General features: G+C 69.3%; 14 protein-coding genes. 10 read left to right on the forward strand and 4 right to left on the reverse strand.

What is annotated here, in order from left to right; translation table 11 throughout:
* The first annotated feature begins 29 nt into the window (after positions 1 to 29).
* The 3 genes from CTB96_RS02475 to CTB96_RS02485 all read left to right on the forward strand — a co-directional run bounded on the left by CTB96_RS02475 (position 30) and on the right by CTB96_RS02485 (position 3,738).
* A complete protein-coding gene (locus tag CTB96_RS02475) occupies positions 30 to 1,778 on the forward strand; it encodes a cation:proton antiporter (protein ID WP_110125332.1) in 1,749 nt (582 codons plus the stop codon).
* 239 nt (positions 1,779 to 2,017) lie between these two features.
* Entirely contained in the window at positions 2,018 to 3,121 is a 1,104-nt protein-coding gene (gene ald / locus CTB96_RS02480) for an alanine dehydrogenase (protein ID WP_110125333.1), read from the forward strand.
* Between the two features lie 176 nt (positions 3,122 to 3,297).
* Entirely contained in the window at positions 3,298 to 3,738 is a 441-nt protein-coding gene (locus CTB96_RS02485) for an SRPBCC family protein (RefSeq protein WP_110125334.1), read from the forward strand.
* A gap of 15 nt (positions 3,739 to 3,753) precedes the next feature.
* Here CTB96_RS02485 and CTB96_RS02490 read toward each other — a convergent pair whose 3' ends face one another.
* Positions 3,754 to 4,302 (reverse strand): NADPH-dependent FMN reductase, encoded by a 549-nt coding sequence (locus CTB96_RS02490; RefSeq protein WP_110125335.1) that lies wholly within the window; start codon positions 4,300 to 4,302, stop codon positions 3,754 to 3,756.
* Complete coding sequence (locus tag CTB96_RS02495; RefSeq protein WP_110125336.1) at positions 4,299 to 5,105, reverse strand: IclR family transcriptional regulator domain-containing protein; 807 nt, start codon at positions 5,103 to 5,105, stop codon at positions 4,299 to 4,301. Before CTB96_RS02495 ends, CTB96_RS02490 begins: the two co-directional genes overlap by 4 nt.
* Before the next feature lie 128 nt (positions 5,106 to 5,233).
* On the opposite strand from CTB96_RS02495, the gene CTB96_RS02500 reads away from it, so the two are divergent.
* The 5 genes from CTB96_RS02500 (at position 5,234) to CTB96_RS02520 (ending at position 10,126) form a co-directional block, all read left to right on the forward strand.
* Complete coding sequence (locus CTB96_RS02500) at positions 5,234 to 6,496, forward strand: CaiB/BaiF CoA transferase family protein (protein ID WP_110125337.1); 1,263 nt, start codon at positions 5,234 to 5,236, stop codon at positions 6,494 to 6,496.
* Positions 6,493 to 7,290, forward strand: a complete 798-nt coding sequence (locus CTB96_RS02505) for a citryl-CoA lyase (protein WP_110125338.1) — start codon at positions 6,493 to 6,495, stop codon at positions 7,288 to 7,290. Before CTB96_RS02500 ends, CTB96_RS02505 begins: the two co-directional genes overlap by 4 nt.
* A gap of 30 nt (positions 7,291 to 7,320) precedes the next feature.
* Complete coding sequence (locus CTB96_RS02510; RefSeq protein ID WP_110125339.1) at positions 7,321 to 8,181, forward strand: DODA-type extradiol aromatic ring-opening family dioxygenase; 861 nt, start codon at positions 7,321 to 7,323, stop codon at positions 8,179 to 8,181.
* On the forward strand, positions 8,178 to 8,543 hold the full coding sequence (locus CTB96_RS02515; RefSeq protein ID WP_110125340.1) for a hypothetical protein: 366 nt from the start codon (positions 8,178 to 8,180) through the stop codon (positions 8,541 to 8,543). Before CTB96_RS02510 ends, CTB96_RS02515 begins: the two co-directional genes overlap by 4 nt.
* A gap of 113 nt (positions 8,544 to 8,656) precedes the next feature.
* The gene (locus CTB96_RS02520; protein WP_110125341.1) at positions 8,657 to 10,126 is read left to right on the forward strand and encodes an amidohydrolase family protein; all 1,470 of its coding nucleotides are present in this window, start codon (positions 8,657 to 8,659) and stop codon (positions 10,124 to 10,126) included.
* Positions 10,127 to 10,240: 114 nt separating this feature from the next.
* Here the strand turns inward: CTB96_RS02520 and CTB96_RS02525 are convergent, their stop codons facing one another.
* Together CTB96_RS02525 and CTB96_RS02530 are read right to left on the reverse strand one after the other, a co-directional pair.
* The gene (locus tag CTB96_RS02525; protein ID WP_110125342.1) at positions 10,241 to 10,726 is read right to left on the reverse strand and encodes a hypothetical protein; all 486 of its coding nucleotides are present in this window, start codon (positions 10,724 to 10,726) and stop codon (positions 10,241 to 10,243) included.
* Complete coding sequence (locus tag CTB96_RS02530) at positions 10,723 to 10,998, reverse strand: helix-turn-helix transcriptional regulator (protein WP_110125343.1); 276 nt, start codon at positions 10,996 to 10,998, stop codon at positions 10,723 to 10,725. The genes CTB96_RS02525 and CTB96_RS02530 overlap by 4 nt, the downstream gene beginning before the upstream one ends.
* Before the next feature lie 116 nt (positions 10,999 to 11,114).
* On the opposite strand from CTB96_RS02530, the gene CTB96_RS02535 reads away from it, so the two are divergent.
* A complete protein-coding gene (locus CTB96_RS02535; RefSeq protein ID WP_110125344.1) occupies positions 11,115 to 11,957 on the forward strand; it encodes an MBL fold metallo-hydrolase in 843 nt (280 codons plus the stop codon).
* 9 nt (positions 11,958 to 11,966) lie between these two features.
* A complete protein-coding gene (locus CTB96_RS02540; RefSeq protein ID WP_110125345.1) occupies positions 11,967 to 12,959 on the forward strand; it encodes an epimerase in 993 nt (330 codons plus the stop codon).
* Positions 12,960 to 13,019: the final 60 nt, after the last annotated feature.

Here is a 13,019-nt window from a genome sequence, read left to right on the forward strand (position 1 = left end):
ACGACACCGATCGCAGAAAGACAGGCACCATGGACGTCCAGCTGCTCCTCGTGATGACCGGCGCGTTGATCATCGCCGCCTTCGCCCACCTGCGCGGGCTGCAGGCCGGCATCGTCACGGTCACCCTAGCTGCGGCCATCTCGTTCATCCCCGGCCTGCCCCGGCTGGAACTCGACCCCGAGCTGATCCTCGGGGTCGTGATCCCGCCGCTGCTCTACTCGGCCACTCTCAACTTCTCCTTCTTCGCATTCGTCAAGAACCTGCGCAGCATCCTCGGCCTCGGCGTTGGTCTGGTGGTCTTCACCACCGTAGTGGTGGGCTTCCTCACCTCCTGGCTCTCGCCAGAGCTCGGCCTGGCCGGCGCGTTCGTGCTGGCGGCCGTGGTCTCGCCGCCGGACTCGGTCACCACGGTCAGCCACGGCCGGGAGATCGGCCTGCCGCGCCGCACGATCTCGATCCTCACCGGGGAGAGTCTCGTCAACGACGCGGCCGCCCTCACCCTGTTCGCCGTGGCGGTGGCCGCGGTCACCGGCGACAGCGAGTTCATCGAGAACCCGTTCCTGCTCTTCGCTTGGGAGGCCGTGATCGGCTTGATCCTCGGTGTGGTGATCGGCCGGGTCGTCATCGCCGTGCGCAGCAAGGTGGGCAACCCCACCATCGAGAGCGGGCTCAACCTCCTGGTGCCCTTCCTGGCCTACTTCGCTGCCGAACAGCTGCACGCTTCCGGCATCATCGCCGTCGTCGCGGCCGGCTTCACCGTGAGCATGTCGCACTTCCACACCCAGTCCAGCGGTACCCCCTCCACGGCCTACCGCACCCGGCTGCAGGAGTCGGCGCTCTGGCCCGTTGTGGACCTCATCCTCGAGGCTTTCGTCTTCGCCTACATGGGGCTGCAGTTCCGGTTCGTGCTCGAAGACCTCGCCGACTCGAGTACTCCCACCTGGTCCACCATCGGGCTGGGCTTGATCGTGCTGCTCGCGGTCGTGCTCTGCCGGTTCGCCTGGGTGTATTTCAGTTACGGCCGGGCCCAGCTCGCCCTGCTGATCTACGCCAAGCGGATGGCGGCGAGCCTCGATCCGATGGCCCGGCGGCGGGAGCGACGACGGGGTGGGCCCGACCGCACCGTCGACGGCCGATCGCAGCGGGCGGACAGGTCGCAGAGGACACAGCGGTCGCAGAGGCCAGACAGCGCTCAGCGGCTGCGCATACAGCAGCGGCTGGACAGCGCGCAGGGGCCGCAGGGGCTGGACAGCACGGGCGGCCGCGGCGCCGGACGCGGCGGGCGTCCCGGGCCGGGCGGTCGGCAGGGCGCGCGGGACGGCAGCCACATCACGGTGCTCACTCCGCCCGAGAACCTGCTCGTCTCCTGGACCGGCATGCGCGGCATCATCACCCTCGCCGCGGCCGGAGGCATCCCGCTCACCATCGCCTCCGGGGCGCCGTTCCCCGGCCGCACCATCATCCAGACCGTGGCGTTCATCGTGGCGGTCGGCACACTGCTGCTGCAGGGCTCTACGTTGCCGTGGCTGGCGAAGCGGCTGAAGATCGACACCACCGCCGAAGACGCCGAGGTAGAAGAGGGCAGGGCCGCTGCCCGTGCCGTGGCCGCCATCGCGGTGGCCGGCCGGGACGACCCCACCAGCGGTGAGTACTTCGACCTGCAGCGCGCCGCCCTCACCGAGGCGGTCATGGCCCGGCAGATCTCCCCCGCCAGCGCCGGCGACGTGCGCCACGAGATCGACTCCCTACAGGCCGGGGTGACGCCTCTGCTCGATTAGCGGCGGCGCTCGGCGGCTGCGCCTCAGTCGCCGAGTGCCGCCGGGCGACACCGAATAATCTGCGGTCGCAGGCCACCTGGCGTGGCCCGGCGGAGGAAAACACCGGCGCCGCAGATGAGTTTTTTCGTGATTCTTCGGTGGAAACGTCTCTGAAACAGGAAGAAAGCAAGATTTCCTGCAGGGACCAGTCGATTGTTCGGACTGATCCGCATCCATCCCTCTTCTCACCTGGAGCAATCATGCGCGTCGGAGTCCCTAGCGAAATCAAGAACAACGAGAACCGGGTGGCCATCACCCCCGCGGGAGTGTCCGAACTCACCCGCCGCGGCCACGAGGTCTTCATCCAGCAGGGCGCGGGGCTGGGCTCCTCCATCACCGACGACGCCTACACGCTGGCCGGAGCCACCATCCTCGGCACCGCGGCCGAGGTCTGGGCCACCGCCGAGCTACTGATCAAGGTGAAGGAACCCATCGCCGCCGAGTATGGCTACCTCCGCGCCGACCAGGTGCTCTTCACCTATCTGCACCTGGCCGCCGACCGCGCCCAGACCGAGGCGCTGCTCGCCTCCGGCACCACCGCGATCGCGTACGAGACCGTGCAGTTGCCGGGCCGCGCTCTGCCCCTGCTCTCCCCGATGAGCGAGGTCGCCGGGCGGCTGGCCACCCAGGTGGGCGCGTACCACCTGATGAGCGCGGCCGGCGGGCGAGGCATCCTGCTCGGCGGCGTGCCCGGCACCCCCAAGGCCAAGGTCGTCGTGATCGGCGGCGGCGTCGCCGGCGAGCACGCCGCCGCCAACGCGCTGGGCATGGGCGCCGACGTCACCATCATCGACCTCTCGGTGCCGCGCCTGCGCGAGCTCGAGAACCGCTTCGAGGGCAAGGTCCAGACCCGGGTGTCGACCGCCTACGAGATCGCCGCCCAACTCGCCGATGCCGACCTCGTGATCGGGTCGGTGTTGATCCCGGGCGCCGCCGCACCCAAGCTCGTCACCGACGCAATGGTCGCCGGTATGAAGCAGGGCTCCGTGCTCGTGGACATCGCCATCGACCAGGGCGGCTGCTTCGAGGGCTCACGGCCCACCACGCACGACGAACCCACTTTCGCCGTGCACGGCTCGGTCTACTACTGCGTCGCCAACATGCCCGGAGCCGTGCCGGAGACCTCCACCCGGGCGCTCACCAACGCCACCCTGCCCTACGTGATCGCGCTCGCCGACAAGGGCTGGGAACTGGCCATCGCCGATGACGCCGCGCTCGAAGCGGGCCTGAATATCCACGCCGGCACCGTCACCAACGCCGGTGTGACCGCAGCGCTCGGCCTGCCCCTGGCGACCGCCCACTAAGCGAGGTGCGCGGGTCAGGCGCCGCTTCGCCAGTGGCGCGCCTCGCGCGCACCGGCGCCTTGCCCGCGAATCGCTCGCACCGGCGTCTCGCGCACTCAGCCCGGCATCCCGGCGGCGCGAACCGGGCGGGCGCGCTATGGTCGTGGCGAACACAGGCACCCCCGAGGAGGCCGGCCATGACCGTCGGATTGACAATCACGCGCACCATCGCCGCTCCGCCCGAACGCGTCTTTGCGGCCTGGACTCGGCCGGAGGACTTCGCCGGATGGTTCGGCGGTGACGCGGTGAAGGTTCCGGCCGACACCGTGGTGATGGATGTGCGACCGGGCGGCCGGTGGACCGCCGAGATGCGGGTGCCCGACGGCAGCACGATCTACTGGCACGGCCGTTACACCGAGGTGGACCCGCCCCGGCGGCTGGCGTTCACCATGGACGACGACCCGGCGAGTGACACCACCGACCCCGTCGTGGTCACCTTCGCTCCGGCAGCCGGCGGCACCGAGATGCGTCTCACCCAGCCCCGCGACGATCTCACCGACGAACAGCTCGGCCAAACCCTGATCGGCTACAACTCATTCTTCGACAGCATGGAGATCCTGCTCGCCGGTCGCGACTGACCCGCGCCGCGCGGCTCAGGCCACGTCGACGGCGGGCACCAACGCGGCGAGGGCGGCCAGCTGGGCGACCAGCGCCCGCTCGTGCCGCTCAGACGGCAGAAAGACCTCGTCCACGATGTGCTCGGCGACCCAGGCGATCTCCACGTTGGCGGCGAGGACCCGCATACCCAGGTTCACCAGCACCGGCTGCAGCGCCGTCACCGCGCGGGTGCCGCCGGAGAGCCCGCCGTAACTCACCAGCCCCACCGGCTTGCCCGCCCACTCACCGTGCAGGTGGTTGATCGCGTTCTTCAGCGGGGCGCTGAAGCTGTGGTTGTACTCGGGCAGCACGAAGATCACCGCATCCGCGGCCTCCACCCGGCGGCTCCACTCCCAGGTGAGTTCGCTGGTGTACTGCTTGAGGCGCGGATGGTGTGGCTCGGCCAGCATCGGCAGCACAAACGCCGCGAGGTCCACCACATCCACCTCGGCCGTGGTCTGCCGCGCCGACTCGGCCACCCACTCGCCCACCGGCCCACCGGCCCGGCCCGACCGGGTGCTCGCGATCACCACCATCAGTCTCATCTGGCCACGATCTCTCGCACGGGCCGCGCATCCCAGCGCGCCCAATCGGCACTGATTCCCTCGGCTGCGCGCAGCAACTGCGGCAGGTAGTCGTCGACCAGGGTCTGCATGCTGGTCTCATAGGCGTGGGTGTTGAGGTTGACGGCCGCGACGACCTCACCCGCGCCATTGCGGATGGGCGCCGCGACCGACCGGATGGCCGGAGCCAGCTGTTGGTCGGTGATCGCCCAGCCGCGCTGCCGCACCTCGGCGAGCGCCGCGTCGATCTCGGCTCGATCGGGCGCCCAGACCGCGGTCACCGGCGAGCGGCTCGGCTCCGCGAGCGTCGCGTCGAGCGCGTGCGGTTCGAGCCAGGCCAGCAGCACCTTGCCGAGCGACGTGGGCACGGCGGGAAACCGGGTGCCGATCGTGACCGACAGCGCCACCAGTTTGGGCACGGCCACCCGGGCCACGTAGACCACGTCGGAGCCGTCGAGCTGCGCCACCGAGCAGGATTCGTGTACGCGTTCGCTCAGCTCGGTGAGGTGCGGCCGCGACAGTTCCCAGATGTTGCTCGAGCAGACGTAGGCCATGCCGAGCTCGAGCACCCGGGGAGTGAGGCTGAAGCCGTCGTCGTCGCTTCGCACGTAGCCGAGCTCGGCGAGGGTGATCAGGATGCGCCGCGCGGTCGGCCGGGCCAGCCCGGTCACGGCCGCCACCTCGCTGAGGTTCATCCGGGGCCGCTCGGGCGCAAACGCTTTGAGCACGTCAAGCCCCCGGGCGATGGCCTCGATGAAATCGGGGCTCTCGGTGTCGCGTGCCATCTCGCCTCCGTACCCGTCGGTCGGGACGGGAGAATTCGCCCCCGGGCCCCTTGACCGTCGATCGCTTCTAGGGTTCACTATAGATCAATGTCCGCCCAGCGGACAGTCGTCCGAAAAACCGAAAGGCAATGATGCCTCACGCTTTCGTCCCGACGTCGACCCCGACGCCGACCGAGTCCTCGAGCAATACCGACGCGCCCGTCGATCAGGCCGGCCCGCTCGACGGGCTCCTGGTGGCCGACTTCTCCCGCGTGCTCGCCGGGCCGTACTCCACCCAGCTGATGGGCGATCTGGGTGCCACCATCGTGAAGGTCGAGGGGCCGGCCGGCGACGAGACCCGCGACTGGGCGCCCCCGGCCCGCGACGGCGTGTCCACTTACTACCTGGGCGTGAATCGCAACAAGCGCAGCGTCACCCTCAACCTCGCCGATGCCGGTGACCGTTCCCTCGCCCAGGAGCTCGCCCGCAGGGCCGACATTGTGATCGAGAACTTCAAGCCGGGCGGCCTGGCCAAGTTCGGCCTGGACTATGCCTCGGTGCGGGCCGAAAACCCGACCGTGATCTACGCCTCGATCAGCGGCTTCGGCGCCGCCGGCGGTGCCGCGTTGCCGGGCTACGACCTGATCGTGCAGGCCATGAGCGGCCTGATGAGCCTCACCGGCGACGCCGATGGCACCCCGTTCCGCAGCGGGGTCTCGGTCTTCGACGTGATGACGGGCATGCAGGCCACCGTGGGCATCCTCGCCGCCCTCAACCACCGCAACAGCACCGGCCAGGGTCAGCTGGTGCAGGTCAACCTGCTCTCCACCGCCCTCTCGGCCATGGCCAACCACAGCTCCACCTACGTCGCCGGCGGCACCGTGCCGTTCCGGATGGGCAACGCCCACCCCAGCCTCTTCCCCTACGAACCCCTGCCCGCCAGCGACGGCGACATCGTGATCGTGGCCGCCAACGACACGCAGTTCGTGCGGCTGGCCACCGCGCTCGGCCACCCGGAGTGGGCCGACGACGACAGGTTCGCTCGTACGGTGGCCCGCAACGAGAACCGGAACGACCTGCGCCCCCTGCTCGTGGCCGCGCTCGCCGGTAAAACCACCGCCGAGTGGTTCGACGAGCTCACCCGGGCCGGGGTGGCCTGCGGACCGATCAACACCATCGACGGCGGAGTGGCTCTGGCCGAACGACTGGGCCTCGACCCCGTGGTGCAGGTCGGCGAGGGCGACTCCGCCATCCCCATGGTGCGCAACCCCATCGACTTCTCCCTCACCCCCGCCCGGTACCTCTCGCCGCCGCCGACCCTGGGCCAGGATGCCGCCGAGATTCGCGCCTGGCTGTCCCAGCCCAACTCCGAACACCGTGCGACCCCCTACGAGAGCGAGTTCGACCTGTGACCGACTACCCCACCGGCCTGGGCACCAGCGACCGCGACACCATCTCCCTGCTCGGCCACGACCTGGCCGGCGAGCTGCTCGGCACGGTCACCTTCGGCGAACTCGCCTTCTGGCTCGCCACCCAGCAGCGCCCCACTCCACAGCAGTTGCGGGTATTCGAGGCCGTGCTGGTGTCGCTGGCCGACCACGGCTTCACCCCCACCGCCATCGCCGCCCGGCTCACCTATTACTCCGCGCCCGACTCCCTGCAGGGCGCCATCGCGGCCGGGCTGCTCGGCGGCGGAAGCCGGTTCCTCGGCGTGACCGAAGACACCGGCAAATTCCTGCACACCGCCCTCGCCGGGCTCGGCGACACCACCGCCTTCACCGACGACGACTGGGATGCCGCGGCGCTCACCCTGCTCACCGAGACGAAGCAGCTCGGCCGCCGAGTGCCCGGCCTCGGCCACCCGGTGCACAAGGTACGCGACCCGCGCACGGTCGTGATCATCCGCATCGCCGAGGAGGAGGGTGTGCGCGGGCCGCACCTGCGCCTGTTCGAGGCGATCGGCCGCACCAACGCCCTGGTGCTCGGCAAGGAGCTGCCCCTGAACGGCGCTGGCGTGGCAGGAGCCGCGCTGGCCGACCTCGGCCTGCCGATCGACCTGCTGCGCGGCTTCGCCCTGCTCGCCCGCACCGCCGGCCTGATCGGGCACCTCGCCGAGGAACGCGTCAACCCGATCGCCCCGGCCATCTACGCCGAGGTCGACCGCAACGCCGTGTACGTGCCCAGCGCCGCCGCATCCGCCGAATAGTCCGTAAAAGCACGTCTCGAAGGAGAGAAGATGGCCACTCTGAGTGCGGTGCTCGCCACCACGCACCACCCGTTCTACCTCAAGGCCACCACGGCGCCGCCCGAGGAGCGGATGCCGCAGGCCGACGAGTGGAAGCGCAAGGTGGAGGCGTACCGGGAGACGCTCACCGTGGCCAAACCCGACATCCTGGTGATGGTCGGCGCCGACCACTTCCACCAGTTCTTCTCCGATAACTACCCCACCTTCCTCATCGGCAAACAGCCGATGTACGACGCCACCTTCTACAACGAGACCCGCGAGTTCGGCCTGCCCACCTTTCTGCTGCAGGGCCACGAGGAACTCTCCGGCTACATGCTTCAGGGCCTGCTCGACCGCGGCTTCGACTTCTCGGTCAGCCACGAACTCAAGATCGACCACTCGATCATCTGCCCGATCATCACCACCCGGCCAGATGCCGACCTGCCGATCGTGCCGATCTACACGAACATCTTCGCTCCCCCGCTGCCCAGCCCGAAGCGGTTCTGGGACCTGGGGCGGGCCATCCGTTCGATCATCGACGAGTGGCCGAGCGACCTGCGGGTGGCCGCGGTGGGCAGCGGGCACCTCTCGCTCGAGCTCGGCGGGCCGCGCCAGTTCGGCGAGACCGGGCCCGACCCCGAGTTCGACCTGCAGGCCATCGAGTGGCTGCGCACCGGCGACATCGACGGCATCCTCGCCAACGTCACCCACGAGAGCATGGCCGGCGCCGGCAACGCCACGCACGGTTTCATGGACCTGATCCTGATGATGGGCATCGCCGGTCCGATCGAGGCGTCGTACGTCGACAGTCTCGACTTGTTCCACACCCGCGAGGCCTATGTGACCTGGTACCCGGAGGGGGCGCCGTCGTGAGCATCTACTACGTGAACAAATTCCTCTTCCAGGTCGACGGTGACCCGGAGCTGCTCGCCCGGTACAAGGCCGACCCGGCCGAACTGGTGGCCTGGTGGGAGACCGAGCGCGGGCCATGGCTGAACCGGGTGGAACGCACCACCTGGCTGGGCTTCACCGAGACCGAACGCCGCGCGCTCGTCGGGCACGACTACGTGACCCTGTTCGAGCTCGGCGCGCACTTCTTCCTCTCGCTCACGATCTTCATCGCCCTGTACGACGCCGACTACGCCGCCCGCTCCGGCCCGCTGTCGTTCCAACGGGAGTACGCCGCCAACCTCGCGCACTGGATGGGCAAGGAGTACCCGAGCGTGGCCCTGTAGCCACGCTCACCCGGCACCACTCGTATCGGCACCGCACGCATCTGCACTCGCACCGCCGCAGCACCCGCACTCGTTCCGCTCTCACTCGTCCGACTAAGGCAAAGGAGCCCACCATGCCCGTTCCCCCCATCCCCGCCCTGCCCGATCACGTGCTCCCTGGCACGGTCTTCCGCGACGCCACCGTGCTCACGATGGATGCCGGCCGGCAGATCCTGCCGCACACTGATGTGCTCGTCGTCGACGACGCCATCGCCGCGATCGGCCCGCACCTCGTTGTGCCCGACGGCACCTTCGAGATCGACGCGGCCGGCGGCATCCTGATGCCGGGCATGATCGACACCCACCGGCACATGTGGCAGACCGCGATGCGCGGCTACGGCGCCGACTGGACCCTCACCCAGTACTTCGTCTGGTATTACCTCGAGCACGGCAAGCACTTCCGCCCGCAGGATGTCTACGCCGGCAACCTGCTCTCCTCGCTCGACGCCATCGACGCCGGCATCACCACCACGGTGGACTGGTCGCACGGGCTTCGCACCATCGAGCATGCCGAGGCGGCGCTCGCGGCCCTGCAGGAGGCGCCCGGCCGCTCGGTGCTGGCCTACGGCAACATCTTCGCCGGCCCCTGGGAGTGGTCGGACTCCGACGAGTTCACGGCCTTCGCCGCCGCGCGGGAGAAGGGCAACGAGATGCTGGGCTTCCAGATGGCGTTCGACGTCACCGGCGACCCGGCCTTCCCCGAGCGGCGCGCGTTCGAGGTGGCCCGCGACCTCGACCTGGCCGTGACCACGCACGCCGGCGTGTGGGGCGCCACCAACGACGACGGCATCCGGCTGATGTACGAGAACGGCTTCATGACCCCCGGCACGGTCTACGTGCACGCCGCCACCCTCTCCGACGACTCCTACCAGCGCATCGCCGCCACCGGCGGATCGGTGTCGCTCTCGACCGAGAGCGAACAGAGCTGCGGCCAGGGCTACCCGCCGTCGTGGGTGCTGCGCTCGCACGGCATCCCGGTGTCGCTGTCGGTGGACACCAGCGTGTGGTTCAGCAGCGACCTGTTCGCCGCCATGCGCACCACCCTCGGGGCCGACCGCTCGATCGAGCACATGAAGGCGCACGAGCTGGGCGAGACCGTCACCCACTCGCACCTGCGCGCCGAGCACGTTGTCGACTGGGCCACACGCGGCGGCGCTGCGGCGCTGGGCAAGGAGGCCACGCTCGGTTCGATCGAGGTGGGCAAGAAGGCGGATGTGGTGCTGGTGAAGAACGACGCCTCGCCGTCGATGTTCCCGGTGCTGAACCCCTACGGCCACATCGCCCTGCAGGCCAACCGGGCCGACGTGCACACCGTGCTGGTGAACGGGAAGATCGTGAAGTACGGGCACGCCCTGGTCGGCGACCAGCTCGCGGCGGCCCGCACCGCGGTGGAGGACACCGTCACGCACCTGCAGTCCACCCTCGGCGACGAGGTGTGGAAGGCGGGCATGAACCCCGACATCCCGGCGACGAAGATCCTCGACAACCCGTACACCTACACGGAGTACCGTACGAGCTCCACGCACGAGGCCGCTGAGGTCTGAGCCGGAATCGGTCGCCCCGCGGAACGGCGCCAGACCCGCGCATCGCCGACCGATCCGGATGCGCGGGTCACGCGTACCGCCCCCGCCCACGTGCGACCGGCGACGACGGGATGCCTAGACCTTCATGCGCAGCGCCGTGACGAAGGTGGGGATGGTGATGATCAGCTGCCAGGAGATCACCGGGATGATCACCATCACCTCGAACGGTGCGGCCCACCCGGGGCTCTGCGCGAGGAGCATCAGCACCACGGTGATCACGAAGACCACCGAGAGCACCTTGTACGACATCGAGTAGACCAGGCCGCGAATCTGCGCCTGCCGTTCGTCGAGCACGTCGGGCGAAAGCTCCTCGACCCCGCGAGTGGAGGCCTTCAACCCGCCCAGGGTGAACACCATCACGATGATCAGCACCACCATGCCGCCGAGGAACACGGCAACGGGCATCATCGCGGCGGTGCCGATGAGCACGGCCTCGGCCACGAGCACCCCGATCAGGCCGGCCGCCAACAGGCGTCTGGCCTTGGGTGTGCGCAGGTACTCCATCGAGGGGTCGTCCAGCCTGGCCGCTCGGCGCTGCTGGTAGGTCGGGGAGGCGGTCATCGGTTCTCTCCTTCGGTGTTGTAAAGCTGGTCGGCCATGCTGGCGAACGGCGTCAACGAGAAAACGGCGTCGAGGGGAACGGCCAGCGCCGCAGCAATGCGCAGGGCGAGCACCAGACTCGGGCTGTACTCCCCACGTTCGAGGTAGCCGATGGTTTGGTAGTGCACCCCGGCCAGCTCGGCAAGCTCCTTGCGGCTCATGCCACGCTCGGCGCGCAGAACGGGAAGCCGCGTATAGAACTGCGGCTGCTCATCCGGAACTTGCTTCTTCATGTAGCAAATGTACTACATATGATTACAGGTGCGCAAGATCACCATCCGCGTGACGCGGCCCGCGCCACCCGACGAGCCCTGAGCCAGCCCCTGTGAGGACCGCCTAGGCTGGGGAAATGTCCGCCTCAGCCTGGGTCGAAGTCGCCCACGACGTCTACCAGCAGCGCTACAACCCGGTCGACGTCTCGGTGGTCGCGGTGCTGGGCGCCGACGGCGTCACGGTGATCGACACCCGCAACAACCTGGCCGAAGGCGCCGAGATCATCGAGGATGTGGGCATCCGGTTCGGCGTGCCGATCGTGGCCGTGATCAACACCCACGCGCACTACGACCATTCGTTCGGCAACCAGGCTTTCGCAGCGTTGGGCGTGCCCATCTACGGGCATCGACTCGTGGCCCAGCACTACGCCGACTACGAAGAGCCCCGGCTGCTGGCCGTGCAGGCCGACCCGAGCCGGGAGCCCGACAAGACCTGGCACCAGGTGATCCTGACGCCGCCGACGCACCTCGTCGGGCAGCGGATGACCGTGGTCGCCGGCGGCCGCACTCTCGAGCTGGTCCCGCTGCCGCCCGGGCACACCGATACCGACCTGGCCACCTTCGTGCCCGATGCGCGGGCCTGGATCCTCGGCGACGTGATCGAGGAGTCGGGGCCGCCCATGGCCGGATCGGGCGGCTTTCCGCTGACCTGGCCGAACGTTCTCGATGAACTCCTGACCTGGATCGACCCCGCCGATGTGATCGTGCCCGGGCACGGCACGGTGGTCGACCGCGACTTCGTCGTACGCCAGGCCGCCGACCTGCGGGCGCTGGCCGACAGCATCCGGGCCGGGTGGGCGGCTGGCCTCGCCGTGGACGACGCCGTGGACGCGGCCGCCCTCGCCACCCCCACGAGCTCCTGGCCCGCCCACATGCTCCGGCCGGCGTTCGAGCGCGGCTACGCGCAGCTGGCACCCTAGGCTGGCGGCGTGGGGGACATCAGAAAACGCGCTGTGGTCGCCGGGGCATCCGGATTCATCGGGCAGCGCCTCGTGCGCGAACTGCGGGGCGACGGATACGACGTCGCCTGCATCGGTCGGAGTGGTCCCGACGCGAGGTGGAGCGACGATCAAGCCGTGCGGGCGCTGGTGGACGGCGCCGATCTGCTGGTGAATCTCGCCGGCAAGATCGTGAACTGCCGGTACACAGACGCGAACCGCACCGAGATCCTGCGCTCGAGGGTCGACACCACCCGGCAGTTGCGCCAGGCCGTCGCGGCGAGCGCGCATCCGCCGCGGGTGTGGTTGAACGCGAGCACCGCCACGATCTACCGTTACGCCGGGGACCGCCCGATGACAGAGGCCGGCGGCGAACTGGGCACCGGGTTCTCTGTGGACATCGCCCGCGAGTGGGAAGACGAATTCTTCAGCGGCACTCTGCCCGGCACCCGGCGGGTGGCGTTACGGATGGCCATCGTGCTCGGAGACGGTCCTGCCACGACGATCCTGGTGCGGCTGGCCCGGTTCGGCCTCGGCGGGGCACAGCACGACGGCTGGTGGTTTCCGCACCGGCGCTACCGCGGCATCGGCGCCCACCCGTCCGGCGACGGGCGGGCACCCAGTCACCGTTCCCGGGGCCGGCAACGATTCAGCTGGATCCACCTCGACGATGTCATCGATGCCATTCGGTTAATCGTCGCCACCGACGACCTCGACGGACCGGTCAACCTCGCCGCACCGTACCCCAGCGACAACCGCACCCTGATGGCCACGCTGCGGCGAAGCGTCAGGGCGCGGATCGGGCTGCCGGCGTTCCGCTGGATGCTCGAACCGGCGATGTGGTTGCTCCGCACCGAACCAGAGTTGGTGCTGAAGAGCCGTTGGGTGCTGCCCGACCGTCTGCTTCAGGCCGGCTACACCTTCCGATGGCCGAACCTTGGACCGGCGATCGACGACGTGGTGGCGCGCTCCTCGCGCAGGTGACCGCGCCGCCTCCTACGGCGGTCGCGACCGGGGAAGTGCAGTTCCAGCGCGGCGCGGCTG

Origin of the sequence: Cryobacterium arcticum, from assembly GCF_003185895.1 — a bacterium.
Taxonomy (GTDB): domain Bacteria; phylum Actinomycetota; class Actinomycetes; order Actinomycetales; family Microbacteriaceae; genus Cryobacterium; species Cryobacterium arcticum.